Raw genomic sequence first — 26,853 nt, forward strand, 5'->3', positions numbered from 1 at the left:
ATTGGATCATATCTATCAAGCAGCTTAAGTGTTCAATTTATTATTGCAATTTACGAGTAAAAATAAAAGATTATTTAAAGACTTTTCTTGTATTAATTATGACTTTTAATTAATAAAGTTATGTAAGCATAGAAAATACTACTATAGTTTCTTTGAGAAAAATGTACATATACGGCGGTGCAGGTTAGTTTACCGATATAATTTTGCATCTTAGTTTATCTTTTTGACCACTTAATAAAAATGGCTTGTAAATTAAAATCTGCACAGTAATATTAAAATATAAATAAAAAATTAAAAGGAGAGGTTAAGGATGAAGCTAAGCGGAATATTTAGAATAAATAAAGGTCGCTTTATTCTAATTTTTTTAATGATAATACTTGCTGCTGTAATAGATACCCTTTCTCAGTATTTGATGACACCGGCATTTAATAATTTAAAGAATTTGAATTTTTTAGGCTTTGTAATCTTTATTGCTTTATCAAGGTTCTATGATATTTGCCGGTTATTATTGAGTTCGGGTTCAGACTACTTATACAGTAAACAAAGTCAAAGTTATTTACATAAAATAAGAAAAAAGATCAGCTTATATTTGTTTAAGAAGCAAATTGATGATACGGCGTCAGTTCAAAATAATTTAGCTGCTAACTTGGATCAATTAACTAGAAACTATTTAAAGCCAATTAAAGCTGCCTTCCTATATGGGCTGATGGTTATTTTTTCAATAGTAGTGTTATTTTCTTATAATTGGAGCTTAGTTTTATTAACGCTTATCCTAACTTTAGTCTCACTTTTGTTGCCAAAGGCATTTGAAAATATGAGTTCAAATGCGACGATTGAAGTCACTAAAAGCAATGAAAAACTTTTAAAAGCAATTTCAAACTGGATTAATGGCTTAGATGAATTAAGAAGATATAGTAGTTTTAGAATTTATTCTGAGTCCATGAATCAAGCAGCTGCTGATTATAAAAAGGCTGCTATTCACCAAGGTGCAACTATTGCTATTGCCGACTTAGCTACCTCTATTGTTAATATAGGTGGACAGATAATCTTGATGATTCTGGCTGCATATTTATACTTTAATGGTCAAATAGTCTTTGGTGCTGTCATTACAACAATTCAATTTTGTTCGACAGTTATGAATGGTACTGCATTATTAGCTGCGCAATGGAACTTAATTAAATCATCAAAGAAGTTAAATGAAAAGATAACCTCATTAGAAGGCGCGAGCGCACCTTTACAAAATGAGCATCAAGATGAAAACGTAGCTAAATTACAGATAAAGGGGCTACAGCATCAATTTAAGAATGGTGAACTTATTTCTTACCCCGATTTAACTATAAAAAGTGGTGAAAAAGTTTTAGTAACAGGCGATAGTGGTAGTGGAAAATCGACTTTATTTAAGTTGATCTTAGGTAAATTATCACCAACTAGTGGCAAAGTGATTTTTGAAGATAAGAACGGAAAAGAAATTAAACTCAATCGGGATGAACTTGGATATGTAGCACAAGATAATACTCTTTTTCCTGATACTATTGAAAATAATATGACAATGTTCAATTCAAAGCTTGATGAGAAAGTAAAAAGAATAGTTAAACAAGTTGAATTTGAAAATGATCTTAAAAAAATCCAAGATGGTTTAAAGCATGAAATTAATTTGGATGAAGGAAATTTATCAGGAGGACAAAAGCAAAAAATCGTTTTGGCAAGAGCAATTTTAGCCGGATCAAAATGGCTCTTTATTGATGAGGGAACAAGTGCAATTGACAGTAAAGCAACAAAGAAAATTTTGAAAAATTTACTTGATCAGGAAACTACTATTGTCATGATTGCTCATAATTTTAATGATGAGCTAGAGAACATGTTCGATCGGAAAATCAGTTTGAAAAATGGAGGGGATTAGGGATGAGCTTTAAGGGATTTATCAAGACAAACTACCTTAGATTTATTTATATCAGTTTTTTATCCATTATTTCTGGATTGGGCGCAATTGGTGCAGGGTATGTCCAAATGTACTGGTTAACTTTTATCAAGAATAAAAACTGGATGGGAGTGTTATGGACAAGTCTTGCTATCGGACTCTTATATTTAGCAGCGCAAGAGTTAATTTATTACATTCAGTTTGTTACTCGTATTCAAGAAGAGGAATATAATAAAAAAATTCGTAATAATCTTGCTAGCCATTACTTTAAGGACAATAAGTATCACAAAATAGCTGCGGTTCAAAATCGAATGACTAACGATCTTGAGATGGTAAGAGAAAATTATTTTGATTGGTACCCTATTGTTCCTTTTTATGGAACCATGTTTATTGCTGCATTGGTTGCTTTACTTACAATTCACTGGCAAATTTTTATTGTAAGTATTGTAATTGATATTGCCTCTTACTATATTCCTAAACTTGTTCAGAAAAAGATGGAAAAGGCGACAACCAATGTTTCTATTCAAAATAAACATTATTTAGATACGTTAGAAAAATGGTTTTCTGGAGTTGAAGAATTACGCAGATATTTTGCTGGTACAAAACTATTTCAAGTTCAGAGTCAGGCAGCTAATAGTATTGAAAAAGCGCATGTTCATCAAACGGGTACGCAGCAAGAACTAATTGTAATAAATGGATTATGTAACTCAATAGGACAATTAATTCTTCTTTCTCTGACTGGATACATGATCACTCAAGGACAAGTACTTTTTGGTGCAATTATGTCAGTACAAAATTTTGCAGCTAATATTTCCATTGGCTTGCAACAAATGATCCAGGCATTGAGCTTTATGAAATCTTCTGAAGAACTAATGGACCAAATTAGTAGTGATTCTGCACTAATAAAAAACAATTCAAAAGTTGAGAAGGAAAAGCCAGCATTAATTTATACTGAGAATTTAGCTTTAGCTTTTCCAAATGGTGAAAAGCTAAGTTTTCCTGATATTCAAATAAAATCTGGAGAAAAGATTTTGTTAACTGGAGATTCAGGGGCTGGAAAATCTACCTTGTTTAAATTAATCTTAGGTTCAATAAAACCAACACAGGGATCTATTATTTTTAAAGATAAAAATGGAAAAGAAATTGTTCCAGATATGTCAAAAATTGGGTATATTCCACAAGACCCAAATCTCTTTCCTGGGACGATTAAAGACAACATTACTATGTTTAATTCAAAATTAGATTCTCAAGTAGAGCCTATAATCAAAGAGGTTAATTTCGCTAATGATATTTCTAAATTTAATGAAGGATTAGAGCATCAATTAAATCTAGATAAATTAAATATTTCGGGCGGTCAGAGGCAAAAAATTGTGCTAGCTCGGGCTAAAGTACATGGAAGTGACATAATTTTGATCGATGAAGGAACTAGTGCGATAGATCAAAAAGCAACCATGAATATTTTAAAGAATTTAGTTAAGGGTAAAGAGACGATTATTTTTATAGCACATAATTTTAACCAAGAAATGCGTGCATTATTTGATCGTGAGATTCATCTAGTTAAAGATTGACGATAAAGAAATACTGGTAATCAACGTTAAAATAAATATTGATTGCCAGTATTTTCTGCCTAAAGGAATGTATTTTTAATTAAAGATCATTGTCTAACTTGTTTTTAGTAACGGATGTATCTAGAACATATGTATTGAAACTTTGAGTTACGTCTACATCAAACTGGTTAAGTAAGTCCATTGCTGCCCAATCAGTATCGTCTGCTTCAAAAAATATGCTTTCGAAAGAACTGAACATATCTAATAGCACGCTTTGAATAAACTGAGGACATGTTTTTGAATTCGTAGAACAAATATAAGCAATTTCATTATTTTCGGTAAAAATAATATTTTCAATTTGACAATCTTTATTAAGTTGATAATATCCTGTTTTAGTAGGAACTTCTTTAATAAACTGATCTTTTGAGACAGTTAGTGGTGACACAACTTTATGACTGTTTTTATAATATTGGTATAGAAAATCACAACAGTCTAAATATTTATTATTATGCATATCGAATTTTTGAATAGCTATTTTTTCTTCAGGAAGCAATTTCATATTATCTTTTTTAACAATTAATGAAAAACACCGTCTTTTTAATTGAAAGCCATTTTTAGTTAAAAAGGCGATTAAATACTTTTCAGTTGAATCAAGCATAACTTGTAGTGGTTTCTTTTTATCTTGCATGATTAAAGAAAAAGGCGAAGAGAGTGGATACGTAAGAAGGTTAAATTTAAGATAGCAATTTTGATTATGATAGTCGTTGGTATAAGTAGAGATTGTGCCGATACTTTTGTTATTTTCAAATAATTGATAAGTATTTGAGTTGATTTTCAAAATATTATTGGTCATTTTATTCTTAATCCTTACTAAAACAAAAGAAGTATTAAAATAAATATAGCGTAAAACTCAGATTTATTAAATAATTTTATATAAAATTAGGGATTATTGAATTTAAATATAATTTTAATTCCAAGGCAAAAGCTAATTGATGCATTTCAAGCTTCACCTTGTGCCATGCATCAAACAGATGTCATGGAACTTAGCGTCATTACAAAACCAGAACTACTTAAAAAGATAGAAAATAGTACAAACAATTCTTGTTATAATGCACCGTTAATATTTATGATTAATACTAAAAAGGACAGTCAATTTGGTGAAAGGGATGCTTCTGCAGCAGCTGAGAATGTAATGGTAGAAGCAGCAGATCTTGGTTTAGGATCAGTTTATGTAATGGGCGGAGTATTTGCACTAAATAAGTTTCCTGAACTCCAAAATGAATTAGGAATGGATGAAGGTTATGAAACTACCGCGCTCTTGCCACTTGGTTATCCAGCTGATAAAGAGCAAGTAGAAGATAGAAGCAATCGTTATAAAGTGGTTAGAAAATAAGTGAAAATATAGTAAAAAGGTACAGTGACGCTATATATAGTGGCTGTACCTTTTTACTATATTTTATTTACTTAAATCAATAATTTTATCGAAAAGTTTCTTTTCTTGATCAGAAATTTTATGGGCTACTTCAATTACTGCAAAGTTAGGATTAGTTAGAAGTGTTTTATGAATTTGCAATGAAAGTTTATTATCTAACGCGCTGGTTGCTTCATCAGCAAGTAAAATTGGTCTTTTAGCTAAAATAGCTCGAGCAATCTCAATTCTCTGAATTTGACCTCCAGAAAGATTATTACCATTTTGACCAACTCGATAGTCGAATCCTTTGCTGTCAATTAATTCTGTCAGTCCGGCTAATTGAATCGCATTCATTAATTCATCTTTTGAATATTTTTTACCTAAAGTTAAGTTAAAAAGTAAACTCCGATCAAATATAAATGGCTTTTGGTTGATATAACCGAAATATTCATGTGCTTTGTTCCAGTTATCTTCTATATGTTGTTCATCGATAATGATTGAACCAGAATTTGGAGTAAGCTGCCCTACTAACAAGCGTAGGAGAGTAGTTTTACCAAAACCACTTGGAGCCATTAGTAATATTTTTTCGTTCTTTTCAAGCGTAAAGGATACATCGTTTAAAATTGATTTATCATTCACAATATATGTTAAATTTTCAATCTTTAATTGATTGAAAGATAAAAAAGATGAGGTAGGGGATGTATTTTTTAAGTGTAGCGCCTTTTCGATTTTGTCCCAGATTGGTTTAGTAGAACGTATTTGGTTAATCTGATCAAAAATCATTGTAATTGGATTAATAAAGTCATTAGATAATTGAACAATCATGACTAATGTACCAGCTCCAATTTGGCCATTGAACATTAGAATGGCGCCAATTAAAAATGGAACGATAAAGCTGAAAATATCTGCTATTGTAATAATTAAAGTAGAAATAGCACCCTGGGTATAGTTCAAAGAACGCAATGCATTTTCCATCTGTTTTGCTTGTTTGATTACATAAGAAACAAGCGGTATTTCAACATCATAGAGCATCGCTGTTTTCGAACCATTAATAGCATCGGTAACGGCTTGAGTGTATTCGGCATTTTTTTCTTCCCAAACTATAGCTTTATTTTGAATATCTTTAACGAATAATTTTTGAATAAAACCAGGAATAATAGTTGCAACAACAAATATTATTGTTAAAAGCCAAGAATTTAATAAACCAACAATAATTGAAATGATAAAAGCCGCAGCTTCTGAGATAATCATCAACTCATTAGCAATTTTGAGTGATTCGATTTGTTTTAAATCATTAGTCATCAAATTAAGACCTTCTTTTTGCAAATCAGCTTGTTGATTTACTAAGTAGGTGATAGTTTTATCCTTGAGCTTAATATTAATATCCCGTATGATATCGAAACGTAAATAACGATATCCAAAATTTAAAAACATGATAACAATTAGAACAGTTGCTCCTAAAAGAGCGATAAGAACTAATTGCTTTAATGAGCCACGATGATATTGTGCACTGTTCAACATTATCTTCGTGACATAAGCGATGACGACATTACCACAAGCACTTATGCAGGCTAAAAGGGCATAAAGTGCTAGCTTCTTTTTGTTAGCAAACTTTAAAGACATAATATACCTTTCTAGACCCCATCAAAGTGACTTATTTAGTCGTTTCTTCTTTGATAAAAATAATATTAGCATACTTTATTAAATTATGAAAATAAAATTACAAATAGTATTGCATAAAATATTATAAATTATTAATATAATAAAAAGTTTGTTAATAGAGATAGGTGAAAAGATGAATACTTGGATAGATATGCATACATTTATTCCATATTTATTTGCTTTTTTGTTTTGGGGCTTTCAAGACTCATTTAAGAAAATATCATGGAAATGGTACGTGGGTGCGATAATATTTACAGTAAGCTTAGCTTTGATTTTTCCTTTAGTTGGATTGAAATCATATGTCAATGAAATAGCAATTATTTCGGAATCATTGATGATTGTTTTTAGTTATAAATTAATGATCAAGAGATTAAGTGCACCATTAACTTTCTTTTTAGGTTTGCTTGGTGGGTTATTTTGGGGAGTGGCATTATTTAGTTTAGTAGGAGTCATTTATAATATTAATTAATAATAAGGAGTAGAATTGGGCTATGGAAGTAGAAGAAGTAAACATATAAAATCAACAGATGATCATGTACCAATAAAGAAGTTAACTAGTAACGAAATAAGTAGAAATACGGTTTTAATCGTTAATTCTGCAGAAAGTAAAAAAAACTGATGTATCAAAGTTTATTTAACAATGATGCATCAGTTTTTATTTAGAGTATTTTTCGCCCGCTTTAAGTTCTATAAGAATGATTGTGAGATCCAGTAGCAATTAAGTCAGAGACAGCGATGCAAAGACAAAATCACTGTTTTTTTAATTAATCCATTCATCACGCAAAATACCGTATTTCATGCAATCATAGTATTTTTCTTTATAAAAACGCACTTTTCTAATTTGAGCTTCTTTTTTAAAACCTAGTTTTTGAGCAAGATGGATCATTCGTGGGTTTCCACTCCAAGTAGTCAATCCGATATGCTCTAATTCCGGATATTGGTCAAAAATTTCAGATATCCATATTTTTAGTACTCGACTTCCTATTCCACCGTGCCAATAGGTGGGATTATAAATAACTATGCCAATTTCAAGCCAACGGGTTACTTCATCTATCCAATTTTTTGAAACCATCCCGATGCCTTTTCCATCTAAACAGATGCATTTACAAGAATCGCTTAGTAGATAGTCAGTAATGGGACTATGTTCAAACTGAGAAAAAGAAGGATAAGCATGATAATCATTAAAATAGGGTGCATTCCATTTAGTCCATGCAGGATTTTTATCTTGAAAACCGTCTCGCCAAATATGTTTTAAATACTGTGAATTAAAGGAAGATAAAGTTAATAGTTTATTTTTCTGTGTCATCTAATTTTCTCCCGTATTTAACAATATAAAAAAGTTGAGCTACTAAGGTAATTAACCAAATTATTGTTAAAGTGCCTGAAATAGCAAAGAGTATATACGAAAATTGAGGGTCATCTTTTAATTGATGTGAGGCATAGATCATTAATAGCATGCCACACCAAAAACTTAGATTGCTGATAAAGTCCAGTGATTTTGCTTTTGAATTTGTTTCAATTATTTTTAACTTAGAATCTTCTTCATTATGTTTATCATCGCTGGTATTTTTTATTGCGCTTCTAAAGTAATAAAAAGCAGCGCTGAGCAAAATGAGAATTTCGATTATGGACCAGATAATAGACCTAGTAGAAGCGTGATCTTGTATTTGTAAATATAAGGCAAAAATTAATAGGCCAATACCGACTATTGAAACAATGGCTGCAAGGATGTACTTTATTTTATTTTTCATTTACTCATCTCCAGTTTATTATTGTAAAAATATAAAATTATGGTAGATTAATAATAAATAAAAAAATAATTAATGTAAATAGAATTAGGTTAAAAATGAGTCTAGAGATCAAATCTTATCAATCAAAATACTTTAATAAGTTGTGCTTAGTGATGGATAGAGCAAGAAAACAAGAACTTCAGAGTGAAAATTTGGAGGAGGTTTTTCTACCATTACGGGATGCACCATATTTGGATTATTTTTTGTCTTGTAAAATTTATGTAGCGTTTGAGGATGGGATATTAGCTGGACTTATTGGTTTTCGGCCAGGTAGTTTGAATTTTATTTATGTTGATCCAACTCATCAAAATAAGGGAATTGCGACTGAGTTAATTAAAAAAGCATTAGTCGAGTTAGAGAGACCCGTTAGATTAGAAGTATTTACTAATAATGAACGAGCAAAAGCTTTATACAGGAAATTTGGTTTTGAGAGAGCAAATACCATTACTGAAAAGTGGTCAGATGAATTTCCTGTCGTTTTTTCACAAGATACGATGGAATTGAGATAAACAAGGAATGAAAAAATCTATGTGTCTAATTTGTGAACGAATTGAAATGATTAAAAATAATCAGAACAAATTCTTTGTGAAAGAGTTAAAAACTGGTTATGTAGTATTAGGTGATAATCAACATTTTAAGGGCTACACGCTTTTTCTTTATAAAAAACATAAAAATGAACTATATGAGTTAGATTCGACTGAAAGGCAAGCTTTCTTAGAAGAAATGTCGTTAGTCGGTGAAGCAGTCTCAAAAGCTTTTGAATGTGAAAAAATGAATTACGAATTACTGGGAAACGGTGATTCTCATTTGCATTGGCATTTGTTTCCAAGAGTGAGCGGAGATTTAGGAGAATACGGCTACCATGGCAAAGGGCCAGTATGGTGGTATCCACGAGAAAAAATGTACAGTGCAGAGAATGTATTGAATGATAAAGAGCTTGAAGAACTAAAGCAAAAGTTGAAGATTGAATTAGATAAAATAGATCGATAATAATACAGAGAAGGCTTATGAAGATACAAGAACTGAAAGATAAGTTAACTGAGTCTACGCCTATATACACAAATGAGGAAATAAACTGGATGCTTAATCATATTGGGGATCCGGACAGTTTAATTAGGGATTCTCTAGTGTGCAATAGTCTTGGAAAAGGATTTTTAGAAGACAATTTTTCATTAGATCAAGCACATTTTATGATAGAGAAAATCAAAACAAATAATACTTTATTTTATAAAATTGATGAAACAGGAATTCCTACACTGACCAGATCCTTTACTTGTTTATTTTGGGATTTAATCATTAAAGTCAATAATGACTCAGAATCAGAATACTTCAAAATTTTAACCGATTCTGAAGAGAAAGAATTGTTCAAAAACTTACTAGTTTATTTGTCTAAAGAATCTGATTTTACGGGATTCTCTAAAAAGTATGGTTGGTTTCATGCAGTTGCTCATTGTTCTGATGCAATTGCGGATGGAATGAAGAGCGATAACTTTGATCCTGAAATGGCACATCTCTTTCTATCATCAACTTACAAAATGTTAAATAGGGTAGATAGACGCTTTATTGATGGAGAAGAGTATAGATTATCAGATGTTTTTATAGAAGCTTTTAAAAATCAAAAAATTTCTAATGAGGATTTTATTAGTTGGATAAAAAGTTTTGATTTTAATCCTTATGCACCAGATTTGATAGAATTTTATCGATTTAATAATGTAAAGTCTCTTTTAGAAAATATCTACGTAAAATTAAATAGCTTATCTTTATTAAATGTAAGCATAAAGGACTATATTGAAGAACATTTTAGCAAGAAGGAGTAAAAAATCTATGATTATTGACACTAAAAAATTACAAAAAGCTGTCCTTGAAAATAAGAAAAACCATAATTTTAATACTACTGATATTAAGTTTGAACTTCTTCTATTATATGGGGAAGTAAATGAACTTTTTCACGCGTGGCTAAAGGATGATCCGGAGAACATCAATGAAGAATTGGCAGATGTTGCAATTTTTCTTTTAGGAATTTCCGAAATGGTAGGAAGTGATCTTGGTGAAGATATTCTTAAAAAGATGGAAATTAATAAAAGGCGAAAATACATTGATGGAAAAAAGATTGAAGGATAGAAAATGACACAAATTGAATTAACTAGATTTCGAATTAAGAAAGGTAAAGAGGAAAAAGCTCAGGAGTGGATGAATTTTTTAAATGAGCATCACGTAGATACAGTTAAAACAATGGCTGCTGAAAAAATGTATGTTGAGACTGTCTTTAGTGAAAAGAATGAAGATGGATATACATATTTTTACTGGTATTCTGTCCAAGGCGAGAATGGTCAGAATGTTGAAGAATCAGAAAGCTATATAGATAAGAAACATATTGAGTATTGGGATGAATGTATTGATTCAACCTATCATCCAGTAGATATGAAAGTTCAGCAAAGTTTAATTACGCCAGAAATAGAGAAGATAATTAATGAGGATAATTCATGACAACAAATTTATTGCCAGTTAATAGTATCCTTAATCCCAGAGATTTGGGTGGAATAGTAGGATTAGATGGAAGAAAGATAAAAACACACCGGCTGATTAGAACGGGAACCCTTATCCGCATGTCCGATGAGGATATCCAATTTTTAAAAAATTACGGTTTAACAACAATCATTGATTTGCGATCAAAGAGTGAAAGAAAAGATCATCCCGATCCGCAAATTGAAGGTGTTAAAAATATTTCCTTGCCTCTTTCTGAAGAAGAAGGGACTTTAGGTGGGATTCAAGATTTATCACGAGAAGATGATTTATATCATCATGATCCTCATTCTGCCTTTAAAATGATGTGTGACCACTATAGGGATCATGTAGTAAAAGCTCATGATCAAAATACAGTTCGTCAGGTTTTAAGTATTTTAGCTGAAAAAGAAAAGGGAGCAACTATTTTTCATTGTACCGAAGGAAAAGATCGTACGGGTTTTGTAGTTTTATTCGTTTTATATATTTTAGGTGTTGATTTAGAAGTAATTCGTCAAGATTACTTAGCATCTAATTCCATTCTTTCCCATTATCGAGCAGAACGTGATAAAAAGTTTGAAAATACAGGTGAAAACCTTACCTTTAGGAGTAATATGCGAATCTTAAGTTCTGCTTCTGATTCCTTTTTTGATACGGTATTACTTACAATCGAAGAGCAATATCAAACCATGGATGCATATTTGAAAAAGGTGTTGGATGTGACACCTGAATTAAGAGATCGTTTACGTGAGCTTTATTTAGAAAAAAAGTGAGTTTTAGAAAAACATTTTTATGAAGTAATACATAATTTCAGATCATAGTTTTAACTTAAGAGTCATTAGACAGAACGGAGTTTACAAAAGGAGTAAGATAAATGGAATTAGAAGTACATATGCTTGTCCCTTATTTATTAGCCAGCGTATATTTTATTTTTCAAGATTGGTTTCAAAATATCGCTTTAAAATGGTATGGTATCGCAATAATTGCGATCGTGACTATTTGTTGGATATTTAGTATACGAATCCATCTTAATATAATTCAGATTGGTGCAGAGCTGATTCAAATAATATTAGCTTACCTTTTATTAACAAGAAAATTCAGTAAATTAACTACTTTTGGATTAATTATGATAATCGGTATTGTAACTACAGTTGCTATTTTTTGTTAATTCGTGGAAAAATAATTAAAGATAAAAATAAACTAAGAAAAGGTATTCTTAGTTTATTTTTTCGTTTTAAAAACTATGATATAATTTCTATGTAAGCGATACGAACATATGTGCGAAAATAAAAAGAAAGGGGATAAATATGCTAACAATTTATGATTTAAAGAATAATGTAATGCTTAAACAACCAGATTTCTTTAAGTTGGTCGAAGGATATGACTCTTTTAAGGGAGTTAGTTTTGTTGGAAGTTTTAAAATAATAGAGAAAGAGCTTTTGCCACGCTTTAAACAGATTGATCTAATTTTAGGGATGGAAGATCAGAAAACTGGTAAGAATTTAGATCAATTATTAAATGTCTCTAATAAAGTAAAGCAGCTATTGTCTTTAAGTCGGGATTCGGACTTTTTAGATCGAATTGAAAATCAAACTTTAAATTTAAGATTCACTAAGGATGAACTTTTTCATAGTAAATATTTTATTATTGAAAATGATACTGATTTCATTATTTTCAATGGTTCAATGAATCTTACTAAAAAAGCTTTAAAGCAAAATCATGAAATGCTTTGGATGTATGAAGGTAAGAAGAATGATTTACAGGATTTAAAAATCTATGAAGAGCATCAAAAGCTTTTTAAGAAGAATTTCGAAGAAGATAGTGTTGAATACTTAGATAGAAAAATTATCAATAATCTATATGGTAAAACTAAAAAGCAAATTACTGCAATTATTGCAGATGAAGTAGTAGATAAAGTTCAACAAAATATTGTTGAAGTAAATCCGGAGGATATTGTAAAGATTACTAAGGATGCTGCTAGAAAAGAAGAAACTTATGAGCTCCATCCTGAGACTGTTCAAAAAGTAGCTAAGCAACTTTTTACGGAAAAGGGTAATAAACGAAGAAATGAAGAAAAGGTCCGTGAAGAAGTTAAGAAAATTGTCTATCAAGACTTTAGTGATGCATCTCAAAACCGTGTAATAAAAGCTAGCACTCTATATCCTAAACCAGTTTGGGCTTATCAAGATAATAATATTATTGTTGAAGATACAAACACTAATTTATTTCATTCGCTTGAAGTTAATTCGGACATAGTTAGTGAGGATGATGTTCGTACTTTTGTTAGAATTATTGAAAGCTTTAAATTGAATAAGGTAAAAGATGAAAGTCACCAGGCACTTTCTGCATTTATTTATCTGATGACTGCTCCAATGATTTGGAAAATTCGTGAAATTTATCGTAAATCTAATTTTTCAAAAAGTGCTGATCAGATTCCTCTTTCGATGGTGTTAATTGGACGAGGCACTACTGGGAAAACGTTGTTAGTGCGAGATTATTTTAAGAAATTTACTGGAGATAAGTCCCATAGTTTGCAATACACTGAAATTAATGATGGTAATGGTGCTAGAACCGATAAAGCAGTTAGATTTTTAGATAATTATTTGCATTCTCAGCGTTTTATTTCTCCGATGATTGTCGATGAATTGAATAGTAATTTTTTACATAGTAAAGTGGCCCTTAATGCAATTAAGCAATGGTCTAATACTATTAAAGGAATTCATAATGTTAATATCTTTGCGATGAACCATAATGCAGGTAGTAAAGAAATTAACAATCTTGAAGAAATTACCAAGCGTGTATATTACTTATCCTTTGAAGCTCCATGGCTTCCATCAAATCAACAAGAAATTAACTATAATATGTTAATTAATGATAATAATGACCATATTTATCGCTATGTAGTTTCTGAACTCAATAAGCATTTAGTACATCTTACAGGTGAAGAAGAGGCAAATCTAATTGAAGATTATTTGAGCTTAACTAAAGAAATCTTAGGAAACCTTTTGAAGAAATATGGCTATTATAATCGCTTAAAGAATATTTTAGGAGCTAACTACGATTATAAAATTGATCGCAATCGTATTACGTGGAAAATGTTAATTCTTGATGATCATTATGAACATATTGCGTTTACTGATGGAGATGATAAGTATTTCCATGTTTCAAAAGCAATTTTTAATGATTTTAAAGCCAATGGATATGAGAATATTAATCAAACTCTAGATAATTACTTTAATATGTTCCCACGAGAAGGCGGTATTGCAATTGAGCAATACGGTAATGGAATGCGTCTTGATATTGACAAGTTTGATAAGTTCATTGGTGAGCCATTAATTAGAAAGCACTATGAACGAATACATAAAGATGAAAAGCAGCAAGATAATGTGGCTGCTTTACTTAAAGCTCAAGTTGAGCAGAATAAGATGATGCAAGAAGCAGTTGAAAAGTTAACTGAACAAAAAGAGCAAGAAAATAAGAAAAAAGGTTTTATTTCTCGTCTATTTAATCGTTAGCAATTACGCTGAACCTAAGTTATAAACTATAATTAACTTGAGGTGAAGAAAATGGAGACTACAATTAAACGTGATGGTCTAAACTTACATGGTTTACTTGAAGGAACCGATAAGATTGAAAATGATACGATTGCTATTTTAATGCATGGTTTTAAAGGTGATTTGGGTTATGATGACAGCAAGATTTTGTATGCTCTCTCACTACTTCAATGATCAAGGCCTCCCAACAATTCGTTTTGACTTTGATGGGTGCGGAAAAAGTGATGGTAAATTTGAAGATATGACTGTCTACAGCGAAATCCTAGATGGGATAAAAATATTAGATTATGTTCGTAATACTGTTAAGGCAAAACATATCTATTTAGTGGGACACTCGCAAGGTGGAGTAGTAGCGTCAATGCTGGCTGGATATTATCGAGATGTTATTGAAAAATTGGCTTTACTCGCTCCTGCAGCAACTCTTAAGTCTGATGCTTTAGATGGAGTTTGTCAGGGTAGTATTTATGATCCAACGCATATCCCTGAAACTGTCAATGTTAGTGGCTTTGAAGTAGGAGGAGCTTACTTTAGAACGGCCCAATTATTACCGATTTATCAAACAACGAAACATTATAATAGAGAAGTTTTATTGATTCATGGTTTAGCAGATAAAGTCGTATCACCTAATGCTTCAAGAAAATTCCCTACACTTTTGCCTAAAAGTGAGCTCCATTTAATTCCAGATGAGTGTCACATGTTTAACGGAAAAAATAGACCTGAAGTATTAAAATTAGGTAGTGAGTTTTTAATAAAATAAAAGTATATTATTATGATAAGCAGAGATTAGTTAGTGGATCTCTGCTTATTTTTTTATGAATAATTATTATGATTTTACTCTTGAAATATTAAAGGTACTTAAGTAAAATTTAATGTAATTTAACCGTTAAGAGAAGAGGAGTTGCGTATATGAAACATATCGCATTTGTTTTACATAATTTTTCAACTGGAAATAAAAAAATTGAATTAGTTTTACCAGAAGTCTGGCAAGCCGCTTCTCTGTTTGATCAACTTCAAAAGAATTTTGTTGAATTTTCTAAATATTTAGAGTGGGCTGAAAAAATTAAGTCTGTTAAAGATGAAGCTGCATCGATTAAAATGTTTCAAGAAAAAATGGTTGGTGGTAAGGCATTTAATTTAGTTATCTTAGTTGATGGTGTCCCTAGTGGAATGATTGATTTGCACGAATTGAATCAAAGATCAGGTGAAGTAGGTTATTGGCTTTCTGGGGATGTGCAGCATTTAGGAATTATGACTAAATCTGTTGAGTTTTTAGTCGAGTATGCATTTAAACAGCTAAATTTAGAATTTTTAATTTTACGAACGGCTCAAGATAATTTAGCTAGTCAACATGTGGCCCAGCGTGCAGGATTTCAGTATGTGAAAGATGATGAAAATGATCATAAAGTCTTTGTATTGAAGAACGAGTCACATCAGGAGGAACAGGTATGGAATTTAAGAAGATAACAAACAAAAATTTATGGGATGTTGTCAATCTTCAAGTTAAGGCAAATCAAAACACATATATTGCGACTAATACAGTTAGTTTATTAGAAGCTTATGCTACCCAGAATGAAAATGAACGAGTTGAAACTTTTGCTGTGTATGAAAAAGATATATTAGTTGGTTTTATCATGATTAACTTTAATGTATTCAATTGGGACGGCGCACCAAGAGTAGCTCGTAATAATTATTGTATCTGGCGATTTATGATTGACCAAAGATACCAAGAAAAAGGATTAGGCAAAAAAGCACTAAATAAACTTATTGATTATATAAGAACAAATCCTCTAGGTGAGGGTGAAAAAATATATTTGTCCTATGTACCTGGAAACGACTGGGCAGAAAAATTATACAAAGAAGCTGGGTTTGTTCCGAATGGAGAAAAAGATGGAGAAGAAATTGTGTTAGTGCTCGATTTAAGTGGTGAAAAATAGATGATCTACCTAATTTGAGGGGAGATAAAGGATCACCTGAGCAGGTAGAAATGTGCTTTAAGGCATATCATGATCCATATTGGCAGGCGGAATTTGAATAGGAATAAGTTTATGTAGCAGTATAAAAAATAAAGAGGGTTGATGGTTATGAAATCAAAAAGTGTAAACTTTAAAATTGCAGTTTTATTTTTAACTTTTACGGCAGTGTTTACACTATTCCGATCATCAATGTCAGGAATATTTTCATTATTCTATGCTAAAAATGGCATCCCTAATGCTAATATCAGCTAAATAAAATCCTTTCAAAATATTAGTATCATGCTAGGGTTGCTACCAGCAGGATATTTAGCAGATAGAATTGGAAGGCTAAAAGTTCTATCTTTATCTTCAATAGTTATTGCGAGTAGTTTTTTAATCCTAATTCTATTTAGAAACTTTTTATTCTTTTCTTTAGCCGAACTCTTAATATTGTTGTTGCTAAACGTTGGATATGATTGTGGAACGCAATTTATTTTAATATATTGGTCAATTATCTACGTTGAAAAATTAGGCTTTAACTTATCGCTTGTCTATACCTTATTTATGTGTGCACTTATTTTAGGATCGCTTATATTTAATAGGATATCAACATTTGCTAGTTCAAGAAGTATCACGATATTAAATACACTGTGCATGATTTCTGTGCTTGTTTTGAGTGGAATTTTAGAAAATAAATATTTATTATTGAGTCTTTTTCTATTGATTGAATTATTAATGGGGATGATGTCAGGACAGATTTTCTGCTACTAGTAATGAAGCAATTTATGGAGAAAGCAACAAGTCTACCATGCTTTCGACAGTTTCATTTATTGCTGAAATTTTAGTCAGTCTTTCTTTATTTGTAAGTAACGCAATTATGAAGTGGGCTGGGAATTTAAAAGTAATGTTTTTTGTATCAGCAGCTTACTTCAGCATTGTTTTATTAATAATTCCGTTGATAAAGCAGAAGGAAGAGCTGTAAAATTTCATATTTGAAAAAGAGGTAATTATTTTGTCTAAATTAATTATCGTCAGAGGTAATTCTGGCAGTGGTAAGACCACTCTGGCAAAAGAAATTTATCAACGTCTGCCACGTAATACTTTACTGATTTCACAAGATACAGTTAGACGAGATATGCTACGAGTTAAGGACGGAGAAAACACGTTAGGGTTGCCATTATTTGAGGATTTACTTCATTACGGTTATCGAAATTGTGACTATGTGATCCTTGAAGGTATTTTGAATGCAGAATGGTATCTTCCTTTGTTTAGACAAGCAGAGAAGCTATTTGGTGAGGAAATTTTTGCATATTATTTTGATATTTCTTTTGAGGAAACCCTAATGCGCCATAAGCAGCGTAATATTAGTTCTTTTGGAGAAAAGCAAATGCATTCGTGGTGGAAAGAAAAAGATTATATAAATTTTATTTCTGAAACTAAGTTTTCTAGTCGAACAACTTTAAGGCAAGAAATTGAAAAGATTATGAAGGATATTGGCTATGTCAACAATCATTAATAAATTAAATAGTTGGTTGAAATCTGACTTGCACGAAATTAATCATGAATCACTTAACAGCACTTTTGCTGGCTATAGTAATTTATATCGGCAATCGATTTTTGTAAAACAATTTGCAAAAGAGCAAGGCTATTACACTGAAAAGATGGTTACAAATCAGTTAAATGATCGAGTTTTAGGCGGTTTTTCGCTTAATAATACGTTTGTTTTAGTGTTAAAAGATTGTTCACCAAAAGAGATAGGAGAAAAGATTGATTCGAATCTAGCTTTTGAGATGGGACAAGTATTAGGAGAATATCATTTAAAGGTGAAACCATTTATAAGAATTAAGCTTGTTAATGGACAGTTTGATGATTACGTGGCTGAAATAGATTCTTTTAATGAAAGTTCATACAAAAGAAGATTGAAGAAACTTACTAGTAAATTTCTACCTTATGAAAATAAAATTAAGTTAGAATTATCTCAACATTCAAAATTTGTCTTGCATGGTGATGTAGGCATCAGAAACTATAAATATTGTGATAGTAAGTTAGCACTTATTGACTTTGAAAAAGCACGTTTAGGGCCAGTATATCAAGATTTTATAAAATTGTTTTACCAAGATTTTGATTTGAATGAAGAATTGATTCAATCATTTCTGGCGGGATATTCAAGTAAGAATCCTAATTATCACTTATCTGACTTAACAAAACAATATTTGATTTTTACTACTGCAGTTGGCATTTTTAACTATACTGAAAAAATTGAGGATCTGGCTTTCAGACATATTGGAGAGACAATGTTAGACACGATTTAGAAGAAATAGATGGAACAAGATTACATTAAAAATTCGCGTAAAAAGGTAGGCCATGAACCACTAATTTTAAATTTTGCTGGTGGAGTTTTAGCCAACGATCAAGATGAAATCTTATTGCAGAAAAGGTCGGATTTTAAGTCATGGGGTCTGCCAGGTGGAGCAATGGAATTTGGAGAATATGCTCAAGAGACATGTGTGCGTGAATCTTTAGAAGAAACAGGATTGAAAGTGAAAGTTAAATCTTTGCTAAGAATTTCGACAGATTTTATCCAGCATTATCCTAATCGGGATATAGCTCAAGCTGTCGTGATCGAATTTTTGGTAGAGCTAGTAGGCAAAAAGAATAAGAAACCAGATTCAGAAACATTGGATTTAAAATATTTTTCTAAAGATAATTTACCAGATATTTTTAATAAGCAGCACTTAAATTTTATTGAGCATTATTATAAACGAGATTATCCATTTTTTGAATAGGAGTATGTATGAAAGAAAAGCGATGTATTTTACAAATAGATAAAGATCCAAAAGCTATTATTGAACCCGATTATGAACAGCAACCCTTTAAATTTCATTCTAAATTATTATTTGCTTTTGTTCCTAAAGAAGATATTGATAATTTTTTAGAACAAGTTCCCCATAAAGTGTTAGGTTCGTATGATACCATTTCCTTTCAACCAGATATTTATGAAATTGAAATGAATGGAGAATACTTTACTTTATGCCAAGCTCCTTTAGGAGCGCCAGCAGCCACACAATTACTTGATTGGTTAATTGCATACGGGGTTAAAAAAGTTTTAGCATTTGGAAATGCTGGTACGCTTATAGATTTACCAGAAAATGAGATGTTTATTCCGACTAAGGCAATTAGAGATGAAGGAACTTCTTTCCATTATTTAGAAGATAGTCTAACAGTCGATTTGAACACCGAATTTTTAAGTCAGGTAAAAAAGGCAATAACTGAGCTAGACTACAAATACGAGCAAGTGACGACATGGACAACAGATGCTTTTTTCAGAGAAACATCGAAAAAAGTAAAGCAATTTCGTGCCTTAGGTGCATCTGTAGTAGAGATGGAGTGTTCAGCACTAGCAGCATGTGCACAATTTAGAAAAGTTGAATTTGCGCAAATTTTATTTACAGCTGATACTTTAGCTAATGAAGAGGACTATGATCCACGTGATGGAGGAACCGATTCACATCGGTGCGGATTAGAAATTTGCTTTGAGATATTACAAAAATTATAGGAGGAGTAGATATGAAAGAAGAGACAGAACAACCATTTATTTTAGATTTTGATGGGAATCATCATGCCGTGCTTGAACCAGATTTTGAAGACTTACCGTTCCACTTTCATCCCAAATTACTTTACGCCTTTGTTCCTAAAGAAGAAATTGATTCTTTTTTAGATCAATATCCTCATCGCACGCTAGGAAGTTTCCGCACTATTTCGTTTAGACCTAAAATTTATGAGGTTAAAATTGAAAACGAATATTTCACTTTATGCCAAGCTCCATTAGGAGCGCCTGCGGCCACAAAGTTACTTGATTGGTTAATTAACTATGGAGTTAAACAAATTTTAGCGGTTGGAAATGCTGGTGCATTAAATGATTTGCCCGAAAATACAATGCTTGTACCTACAAAAGCAATTCGAGGAGAGGGAACGTCATTTTATTACTTAAAACCTAGTCAGTTTGTAGAACTAGAACCTGCATACTTGTCTCAAGTTGAAAGAGTAATTTCAGAATTAGGCTATAAATACAATGAAATAATCACCTGGACTACAGATGGTTTCTTCAGAGAAACGCCAAAGAAAGTTGCTCAATTTCGTCAATTAGGAGCCGATACTGTCGAAATGGAGTGTGCAGCTTTAGCAGCATGTGCACAATTTAGAAAAGTAGATTTTGCTCAAATTTTGTTTACTGGAGATTCATTAGCAAAAATGGAAAATTACGAGCGCCGTGGTTGGGGACGGAAGTCATATGGAGTTGGATTAGAAATTGGTAGTCAAGTGTTAAGTAAATTGAACAATTTTAAATAAAAATTCCATCTGTAAAGTTTGCATAAATAAGAAAGATGACGTAATGAATAAAGAAGAAATTTTGCAAAGTCTCGATGTAAATAAAATTAAATATCAAGTTATTAATCATCCACCAGTTTATACGGCCGAGGAAGCAGATAAGTATATTACAGATTATGAGTTTAGCAGAGTTAAGAATTTATTCTTGCATACCGCTAATAAAAAACATTATTATTTGTTGCTGATTAGCGAAAATGATCGCTTAGATTTTAAAAAGTTTAGAGATATAGCACAAACTTCCCGGGTAAGCATGGCTTCAAGTAACGAACTCAAAGAAAAGTTAGACCTAACTCCCGGTTCCGTATCGCCCTTTGCGTTACTGAATAATCAGGATAAAGACGTTGAAGTAGATATTCAACGGAAGCTTTTGAACGATAATTATATCGGAGTCCATCCCAATGATAATACAGCGACTGTAGTTTTAAAAATAGACGATTTAATTTCATTTTTTGATAAAAAAGACTATAGAATTAGAATATTAGATTTGTAATCTTGTAGTTAAAATTTTAAGGAAGTAGGAGAAGCCTATGAAAGAACAACCATTTATTTTAGATTTTGATCCAAATCACCATGCAGTAATTGAACCAGATCATGATCAAGAACCATTTCATTTTCATTCACGCTTGCTTTATGCCTTTGTTCCTAAGAATGAAATTGATGCATTTTTAGATCGGCATCTTCACCGCACTATAGGTGAATTTGAGTCAGTTTCTTTTAATCCCAAGATTTATGAAGTTGAATTAAATGGTGAATACTTTACTTTATGTCAGGCACCGCTTGGAGGACCAGCTTCGGTCCAATTACTTGATTGGTTGATTAGTTATGGTGTGAACCAAGTTTTAACTGTTGGTAATGCGGGCGCGTTAACTGATTTACCAGAAAATGAGATGTTACTAGTCAAACGTGCAATTCGTGAGGAAGGAACATCTTTTCATTATATGGAGCCAGGTCAATTTATCGATTTGAATCAGAATTTCTTAAAGCAGGTAGAAGATGCCTTAGCTACTTTAAATCTTAAGTATGATGAAATTACTACTTGGACAACTGATGTCTTCTTCAGAGAAACGCCCAAGAAAGTTGCACATTTTCGTCAGTTAGGTGCAGCAACTGTTGAAATGGAATGTGCATCTTTGGCAGCTTGTGCGCAATTCAGAAAAGTGTATTTCGCTCAAATTTTATTTACTGCTGATACTTTGGCTGATATAGAAAACTATGATGAACGTGACTGGGGGTATGAATCTCACAGTGCGGGGTTAGAGATTGGATCTAAAGTTTTAACAAAATTAGGTAAAGATGAATAAACAAGTACAACAATTTTGGTAAGATTTTTGTCAAAAACATAATTTAAATCTGAATACTCCTGTAGATGCATGGGCTTTTGGTGCAACGACACAGCAGGCAGATGAATTAGCTGAGTTGGTAAATCGAGGCATAAAAACAGCTACTACATCTACCTATGAACTTTATGATAAAAATGAAAAAACACCTCAAGCAGGTGAGTGGAATATTGTTTTGAATAGTAAAGAGGAACCTGTTTGTGTTATTCAAGATAAGGTGGTGGAAATTGTTCCTTATGATTTGATTTCTAAAGAGCACGCCTACCATGAAGGTGAGGGTGATCGAAGTTATGAATATTGGCGTCGAGCCCATGATGATTTTTTTGATTGGGAATATCGAGAAGCAGGTAAAGCGTTTTATCCTCAGGCACCAATGGTATGTGAAGTTTTTGAAAAGATAGAGTAATGAAATTACTAATTGTTAGACATGGTGAAAGTGAAGCAGATGTTTTAAAAGTATGTGAAGGATGGGCCGATTTCAATTTAACTGAACGTGGAAATAAGCAAGCTTTAAAAACTAGTAAATGGATTGTTGATCACTATAATATAGATAAAATTTACACTAGTACATTAAAAAGAGCTCGTGAAACTGCACATTATCGTGAAGAATTAACTGGCCTTTCAGCTATTGGAAGAGATAATTTGAAAGAATTCAATAATGGTCTCCGGGCTGGCTTACCATATGAGAAAGCTTATCAAAAATATCCTGCGGTTGAAGTTCCTATCCACAAAGCATTGTACAAGCAAGAAAGTAAACTCGAATTTAGAATGCGAGTAGAGAGTGTTTTATCAGAGATATTAAGTCAAAATTTATCAGATAATACCATTGTAATTGTTACTCATGGTGGAACAATTACCCAACTATATCATGCATTATTAAAGTTACCAATAGATGCCAAGATTAAATTTGGGACTGGGGATGCATGTTTGCATGAGTGGACAATTGAAAATAAAGATTACCGAATAGATCGTTCTAATTATTGTCCCTATCTCAAAAAATAATCAGCTAGGATATTCTTAGAGCATTTATATGGAAAGTTTTTGAAAAGGTAGAGAAAATAATAGACAAAAAAAGGTATTAAGTAGTTATTTTGATACTACTTAATACCTTTTTCTATTTATTCCATTCAGCTAAATCTACGGTTTGCTGCATTAAAGTTGCGATAGTCATTGGACCTACTCCACCAGGAACTGGGGTAATATTTTTAGCTACTTCTTTGACACTATTAAAATCGACATCCCCGACTAAGTGATGATTTGCCATCCGATTAATTCCTACATCAATCACAGTTGCACCTGGTTTAACCTGATCTTTTTTAATCAAATTAGGTGTGCCAGCCGCTACAACTAAAATATCAGCATGTTTAGTGTAATAATCAATATTATCTGTATGTAGGCTTACCATTGTTACTGTCGCATTTTCATTGATGAGAAGCGATTGCAGAGGGCGACTTACTAAAATGCTGCGTCCAATGATTGTTACGTTTTTTCCTTCAATTCTATCTAAATAAGAATGAAGCAAAGTCATAATTCCGCGCGCGGTACAAGAAACAGGATAGTGTCCATCCTCATTGTTATAAAGTTTACCAACATTTTTTGAATCAAAACCGTCAACATCTTTTTCAGGAGAAATTGCTTCAATTAGTTCGGTTTGATTGAGATGCTTAGGTAAAGGAAGCTGAATTAAAATTGCATGAATAGTTGGATCGTCATTGTAGTGATGAATTGCTTGTAAAACTTCGGCTTGACTGACATCTTTTGGAAATTTTTTCAAGATAGATTTCATTCCCAACTTTTCGGCAGTTCTCTGTTTATTACGCGTATAAATTACACTAGCCGGATTATCTCCTACAAGAATAACCGCAATTCCTGGAATTATCCCTTCTTCTTTTAATTTATCAACTCTGGTTTTGGTTTCTTGATTAAGTTGTTTGGCAATTTGACGTCCATTAATAATATTTGTCACTAATAAAAGCGCCCCTTTCAGAAAAAATACTACTTTAAAGCAGGGAATTCGTATTCAAAAGTTCCTGTAATAAATCAATAACATATTGTTTCAATCCATCAATTAAAATAAACAACTACCATAATAACATTTTTCTAGATGGACTTAGAAGGAAATAGATAATTCGGTATAATAGGAATCAGGTTGGTAAAGATGATATCAGAGTTAAAATAAGGAACCAAATAACAAAAAAGCTGATAATTAACTGAAATTCCCCCCAGAGTTGGCCATAAATCTAACCGGGAGGGTTAACCTCATTACTATCTGCAACTATCTTCTCTTTTTTCTTTTTACTGTTTTTATTTCAAAATCAAATTTAATATATTAGCTGCTTTAAAAGTGCTAATCTTAAAAATATATATTAGAATGTTAGTAAATGTGTTTTAAGAAAAGGATTAATGACTATGAAAAAAACTGGCGTAATGAATTCTAATATTTCAAGAGTAATTGCGGACATGGGCCACATGGATTGGCTAGGAGTTGGGGATGCTGGTACTCCAGTTCCAGCTGAGACTGAAAAGATTGATTTATCTGTGCGTCCAGGCTTGCCATCATTTATTGATGTTCTAGAAGAAGTCTTGAAAGAATTAGAAGTTCAAAAAATGTATATTGCAGAGGAAATTAAAACTGAAAATCCAAAGCAATTAGAAGCTATTAAGAAGGCAGTTCCGAATGTTGAGATTGAATTTATTCCTCATTCAGAACTAAAGAAGGACTTAAAGTCTTCTAAAGCATTTATTAGAACTGGTGAAGAAACTCCATATTCTAATGTAATTTTGGAAAGTGGAGTAGTTTTTTAAAGTAAATATTTAGCTATAAAAGTAATTGCGTATGTAAACTACAATTACTTTTATATTTTAAGGAAAGTTTAGTGTATGAATGGGATAGCTTTATTAATTGGTTTAGGGCCATTACTTGGATGGGGCTTGTTTCCGACAATTGCCTCAAAAATTGGCGGTAAACCAGTAAATCAAATTATTGGTACTACATTTGGTACTTTTATCTTTGCTTTAGTCTATAACTTAGTTCAAGGAATAGCGTTGCCTAGCGGGGCTGCTTTGATTTGGTCAATTATCTCCGGAATAGGCTGGGCTAGTGCGCAGATTCTTACTTTTCATTCTTTTACTTTGGTTGGATCATCACGCGCAATGCCAATTACAACTGCCTTTCAGTTGTTAGGTACTTCTTTATGGGGAGTATTTGCTTTAGGAGATTGGCCAAGTACGAGTGATAAGTTAGTAGGTTTTCTTGCATTAGCTCTGATCATTTTAGGTGCTTGGATGACAACCTGGAGTGAACATAAAACTGATGAAAACAGTGCTAAGTTAAGAAAAGCCGTAATCATTTTATTAGTTGGTGAAATTGGATATTGGGCATATTCTGCAGCCCCTCAAGCTGCTAAAATTGATGGATCCAAAGCATTTTTACCACAAGCTATTGGAATGTGCTTAGTTGCTATTTGTTATGCAGTTTACTTAAAAGTTAAAGAACCAAGTCAAAGAAGCGCTTTAGCTCAAGGGGTTTCTTACAAACAAATTATCTCTGGATTTTTCTTTGCATTTGCTGCATTGACATATTTAATTTCAGCTCAACCAAATATGAATGGTTTAGCAACTGGATTTATTTTGTCACAAACATCTGTAGTATTAGCAACTCTAACTGGAATCTGGTTTTTGCATGAAAAGAAGACTAAGAAAGAAATGGTAGTTACTTTAATTGGCTTAGCCATCATTATCGGAGCTGCTACAATGACCGTGATCGTATAACGAATATAACAAAAAAAGTAGGATTTATTCCTACTTTTTTGTTATATATTATTATCTTTCTTTTTAAACCAATCTCTAGCAAAATCAATTAAAGGTCTCATTTCGATTACCTTGATAAAACTATTGTTCAAGCTCACCTGGTTAAAGCACTCGGGATATTGTTTCTCGAAAGCTAATCCGAGCTCATTAAAATCATCATAAGAATCTAGATCAACATTTTGATAATCAGTCCAAGTAGTCTTACCTTGTTCATCGAATCCGGTAGCAGCTGACCATGTTTCGGTTGGTCGATTAATTGTCGATTCGGCATAGTGAAGTGCAGTACAAGTTTCATAGTCTGTTCCTAGAAAAACTATTTTACCATTATTTTTGTATAAATAATCTAAAGGACTATTAATGCCGTATGGAAGATTTAATGGTTGTTCTTTGGCTATTTGAATTTTATTTTTACCCCAAATTGCGATCGGTAGATAGGGATGGTTACTTCTAACTACATCAGGCAGAGTTCTGAAATATTCAGGTGTTATTCCGAGTCCCTCAGTAGCTGAGGTTATTGGATCATAGGGTGGCATATTATCTCTAATCGTTTCCATTAGATCAGAGCGAACTGGAGGATACCCCCAGCTTGCTGGATCACAATTTGTCGAAACTTCTGAAGGCATCATAATTGTTCCTTTACTTATTGTCTCCTTAAGTGCTAGGATGACAGTTTCAGGACCAGCTGGAACATAGTAGAACTTGCTTAATGATGTATGGACAATAACTGTGTCGGAGGCATTAAGATGAGCACGGGTAAATGCCTGTTTGAAATCATTTTTTGTTGTAACCGTAGTAATCAAATCTTGCGCCATAAAAATCTCTTTTCTAAATTAAAATTAATCATTGACTTGGACGATAGAAAACTACTCTTGTTTTTATTTCAGCATTATTAATTTTTACTTTTTTATTACTCATTATAAAACTCCGAGACTGTAAAATAGTTTGTGTAAGGATGAATGATTCCTTAAATTTATTTCTTTA

General features: G+C 31.9%; 32 protein-coding genes and 1 pseudogene. 27 read left to right on the top strand and 6 right to left on the bottom strand.

Annotation, left to right across the window (positions count from 1 at the left end; all coding sequences use genetic code 11):
• The first annotated feature begins 310 nt into the window (after positions 1-310).
• Both CP370_RS06750 and CP370_RS06755 read left to right on the top strand, forming a co-directional pair.
• Complete coding sequence (locus CP370_RS06750; protein WP_087713030.1) at positions 311-1,900, top strand: ABC transporter ATP-binding protein; 1,590 nt, start codon at positions 311-313, stop codon at positions 1,898-1,900.
• A 2-nt stretch (positions 1,901-1,902) separates the two neighbouring features.
• Complete coding sequence (locus tag CP370_RS06755; protein WP_087713029.1) at positions 1,903-3,486, top strand: ABC transporter ATP-binding protein; 1,584 nt, start codon at positions 1,903-1,905, stop codon at positions 3,484-3,486.
• Positions 3,487-3,565: 79 nt separating this feature from the next.
• Here the strand turns inward: CP370_RS06755 and CP370_RS06760 are convergent, their stop codons facing one another.
• Positions 3,566-4,318 carry a GNAT family acetyltransferase gene (locus CP370_RS06760; RefSeq protein ID WP_223661366.1) on the bottom strand — a complete coding sequence of 251 codons (753 nt, stop codon included), beginning with the start codon at positions 4,316-4,318 and terminating at the stop codon, positions 3,566-3,568.
• A gap of 96 nt (positions 4,319-4,414) precedes the next feature.
• Between CP370_RS06760 and CP370_RS06765 the strand changes: the two genes are divergently transcribed.
• On the top strand, positions 4,415-4,858 hold the full coding sequence (locus CP370_RS06765; RefSeq protein ID WP_087713028.1) for a nitroreductase family protein: 444 nt from the start codon (positions 4,415-4,417) through the stop codon (positions 4,856-4,858).
• 63 nt (positions 4,859-4,921) lie between these two features.
• On the opposite strand, the gene CP370_RS06770 is transcribed toward CP370_RS06765, so the two are convergent.
• Positions 4,922-6,499: an ABC transporter ATP-binding protein gene (locus CP370_RS06770; RefSeq protein WP_087713027.1), complete on the bottom strand. Its 1,578-nt coding sequence runs from the start codon at positions 6,497-6,499 to the stop codon at positions 4,922-4,924.
• A gap of 172 nt (positions 6,500-6,671) precedes the next feature.
• Here CP370_RS06770 and CP370_RS06775 point away from each other — a divergent pair, with 172 nt between their 5' ends.
• Complete coding sequence (locus CP370_RS06775; protein WP_087713026.1) at positions 6,672-7,007, top strand: hypothetical protein; 336 nt, start codon at positions 6,672-6,674, stop codon at positions 7,005-7,007.
• Between the two features lie 291 nt (positions 7,008-7,298).
• Here the strand turns inward: CP370_RS06775 and CP370_RS06780 are convergent, their stop codons facing one another.
• Together CP370_RS06780 and CP370_RS06785 are read right to left on the bottom strand one after the other, a co-directional pair.
• The gene (locus CP370_RS06780; protein ID WP_087713025.1) at positions 7,299-7,844 is read right to left on the bottom strand and encodes a GNAT family N-acetyltransferase; all 546 of its coding nucleotides are present in this window, start codon (positions 7,842-7,844) and stop codon (positions 7,299-7,301) included.
• The gene (locus tag CP370_RS06785) at positions 7,828-8,289 is read right to left on the bottom strand and encodes a hypothetical protein (protein ID WP_087713024.1); all 462 of its coding nucleotides are present in this window, start codon (positions 8,287-8,289) and stop codon (positions 7,828-7,830) included. Before CP370_RS06785 ends, CP370_RS06780 begins: the two co-directional genes overlap by 17 nt.
• 152 nt (positions 8,290-8,441) lie before the next feature.
• Between CP370_RS06785 and CP370_RS06790 the strand changes: the two genes are divergently transcribed.
• From CP370_RS06790 to CP370_RS06900, 21 genes and pseudogenes are all read left to right on the top strand, one after another.
• Positions 8,442-8,837, top strand: coding sequence for a GNAT family N-acetyltransferase (locus CP370_RS06790; protein ID WP_087713454.1), 396 nt, complete (start codon positions 8,442-8,444; stop codon positions 8,835-8,837).
• A 19-nt stretch (positions 8,838-8,856) separates the two neighbouring features.
• Positions 8,857-9,318, top strand: a complete 462-nt coding sequence (locus tag CP370_RS06795) for an HIT family protein (protein ID WP_087713453.1) — start codon at positions 8,857-8,859, stop codon at positions 9,316-9,318.
• A 17-nt stretch (positions 9,319-9,335) separates the two neighbouring features.
• The gene (locus CP370_RS06800) at positions 9,336-10,145 is read left to right on the top strand and encodes a DUF2785 domain-containing protein (RefSeq protein ID WP_087713023.1); all 810 of its coding nucleotides are present in this window, start codon (positions 9,336-9,338) and stop codon (positions 10,143-10,145) included.
• Between the two features lie 7 nt (positions 10,146-10,152).
• On the top strand, positions 10,153-10,449 hold the full coding sequence (locus CP370_RS06805) for a MazG-like family protein (protein WP_087713022.1): 297 nt from the start codon (positions 10,153-10,155) through the stop codon (positions 10,447-10,449).
• Between the two features lie 3 nt (positions 10,450-10,452).
• A complete protein-coding gene (locus tag CP370_RS06810; protein WP_087713021.1) occupies positions 10,453-10,815 on the top strand; it encodes a DUF6176 family protein in 363 nt (120 codons plus the stop codon).
• Positions 10,812-11,603 carry a tyrosine-protein phosphatase gene (locus CP370_RS06815; protein WP_087713020.1) on the top strand — a complete coding sequence of 264 codons (792 nt, stop codon included), beginning with the start codon at positions 10,812-10,814 and terminating at the stop codon, positions 11,601-11,603. Before CP370_RS06810 ends, CP370_RS06815 begins: the two co-directional genes overlap by 4 nt.
• A 101-nt stretch (positions 11,604-11,704) precedes the next feature.
• On the top strand, positions 11,705-11,998 hold the full coding sequence (locus tag CP370_RS06820; protein WP_087713019.1) for a hypothetical protein: 294 nt from the start codon (positions 11,705-11,707) through the stop codon (positions 11,996-11,998).
• Positions 11,999-12,137: 139 nt separating this feature from the next.
• Positions 12,138-14,345, top strand: coding sequence for a phospholipase D family protein (locus CP370_RS06825; protein WP_087713018.1), 2,208 nt, complete (start codon positions 12,138-12,140; stop codon positions 14,343-14,345).
• 51 nt (positions 14,346-14,396) lie between these two features.
• Positions 14,397-15,141, top strand: a pseudogene (locus CP370_RS06830) (alpha/beta hydrolase family protein).
• A 149-nt stretch (positions 15,142-15,290) separates the two neighbouring features.
• On the top strand, positions 15,291-15,848 hold the full coding sequence (locus CP370_RS06835) for a GNAT family N-acetyltransferase (RefSeq protein ID WP_012846121.1): 558 nt from the start codon (positions 15,291-15,293) through the stop codon (positions 15,846-15,848).
• Positions 15,830-16,318 (top strand): GNAT family N-acetyltransferase, encoded by a 489-nt coding sequence (locus CP370_RS06840; protein WP_087713017.1) that lies wholly within the window; start codon positions 15,830-15,832, stop codon positions 16,316-16,318. The genes CP370_RS06835 and CP370_RS06840 overlap by 19 nt, the downstream gene beginning before the upstream one ends.
• A 147-nt stretch (positions 16,319-16,465) precedes the next feature.
• Positions 16,466-16,609, top strand: a complete 144-nt coding sequence (locus tag CP370_RS10030; protein ID WP_233186312.1) for a hypothetical protein — start codon at positions 16,466-16,468, stop codon at positions 16,607-16,609.
• 736 nt (positions 16,610-17,345) lie between these two features.
• A complete protein-coding gene (locus CP370_RS06860) occupies positions 17,346-17,852 on the top strand; it encodes a kinase (protein ID WP_087713016.1) in 507 nt (168 codons plus the stop codon).
• Positions 17,836-18,648: a phosphotransferase gene (locus tag CP370_RS06865; protein WP_087713015.1), complete on the top strand. Its 813-nt coding sequence runs from the start codon at positions 17,836-17,838 to the stop codon at positions 18,646-18,648. Before CP370_RS06860 ends, CP370_RS06865 begins: the two co-directional genes overlap by 17 nt.
• A gap of 9 nt (positions 18,649-18,657) precedes the next feature.
• Positions 18,658-19,122 carry an NUDIX hydrolase gene (locus CP370_RS06870; RefSeq protein WP_087713014.1) on the top strand — a complete coding sequence of 155 codons (465 nt, stop codon included), beginning with the start codon at positions 18,658-18,660 and terminating at the stop codon, positions 19,120-19,122.
• 8 nt (positions 19,123-19,130) lie between these two features.
• Positions 19,131-19,892, top strand: a complete 762-nt coding sequence (locus CP370_RS06875) for a nucleoside phosphorylase (RefSeq protein ID WP_087713013.1) — start codon at positions 19,131-19,133, stop codon at positions 19,890-19,892.
• Between the two features lie 11 nt (positions 19,893-19,903).
• Positions 19,904-20,686, top strand: a complete 783-nt coding sequence (locus tag CP370_RS06880) for a nucleoside phosphorylase (RefSeq protein ID WP_087713012.1) — start codon at positions 19,904-19,906, stop codon at positions 20,684-20,686.
• A gap of 43 nt (positions 20,687-20,729) precedes the next feature.
• Complete coding sequence (locus CP370_RS06885) at positions 20,730-21,215, top strand: YbaK/EbsC family protein (RefSeq protein ID WP_087713011.1); 486 nt, start codon at positions 20,730-20,732, stop codon at positions 21,213-21,215.
• A 37-nt stretch (positions 21,216-21,252) separates the two neighbouring features.
• Entirely contained in the window at positions 21,253-22,026 is a 774-nt protein-coding gene (locus CP370_RS06890; protein ID WP_087713010.1) for a nucleoside phosphorylase, read from the top strand.
• A 49-nt stretch (positions 22,027-22,075) separates the two neighbouring features.
• Positions 22,076-22,468, top strand: coding sequence for an ASCH domain-containing protein (locus tag CP370_RS06895; RefSeq protein WP_232457452.1), 393 nt, complete (start codon positions 22,076-22,078; stop codon positions 22,466-22,468).
• Positions 22,468-23,064: a histidine phosphatase family protein gene (locus CP370_RS06900; protein WP_087713009.1), complete on the top strand. Its 597-nt coding sequence runs from the start codon at positions 22,468-22,470 to the stop codon at positions 23,062-23,064. Before CP370_RS06895 ends, CP370_RS06900 begins: the two co-directional genes overlap by 1 nt.
• A gap of 112 nt (positions 23,065-23,176) precedes the next feature.
• Here the strand turns inward: CP370_RS06900 and CP370_RS06905 are convergent, their stop codons facing one another.
• Positions 23,177-24,028 (bottom strand): bifunctional methylenetetrahydrofolate dehydrogenase/methenyltetrahydrofolate cyclohydrolase, encoded by an 852-nt coding sequence (locus CP370_RS06905; RefSeq protein ID WP_087713008.1) that lies wholly within the window; start codon positions 24,026-24,028, stop codon positions 23,177-23,179.
• Between the two features lie 443 nt (positions 24,029-24,471).
• Between CP370_RS06905 and rbsD the strand changes: the two genes are divergently transcribed.
• Positions 24,472-24,867 (top strand): D-ribose pyranase, encoded by a 396-nt coding sequence (rbsD, locus tag CP370_RS06910; protein WP_034525105.1) that lies wholly within the window; start codon positions 24,472-24,474, stop codon positions 24,865-24,867.
• Positions 24,868-24,942: 75 nt separating this feature from the next.
• On the top strand, positions 24,943-25,833 hold the full coding sequence (gene rbsU / locus CP370_RS06915; RefSeq protein ID WP_011162042.1) for a ribose/proton symporter RbsU: 891 nt from the start codon (positions 24,943-24,945) through the stop codon (positions 25,831-25,833).
• Positions 25,834-25,874: 41 nt separating this feature from the next.
• Here the strand turns inward: rbsU and CP370_RS06920 are convergent, their stop codons facing one another.
• Entirely contained in the window at positions 25,875-26,684 is an 810-nt protein-coding gene (locus CP370_RS06920; RefSeq protein ID WP_087713007.1) for an aminoglycoside N(3)-acetyltransferase, read from the bottom strand.
• Positions 26,685-26,853 lie beyond the last annotated feature (169 nt).

Source organism: Lactobacillus sp. UMNPBX19, from assembly GCF_002553805.1.
Classification (GTDB): Bacteria; Bacillota; Bacilli; order Lactobacillales; family Lactobacillaceae; genus Lactobacillus.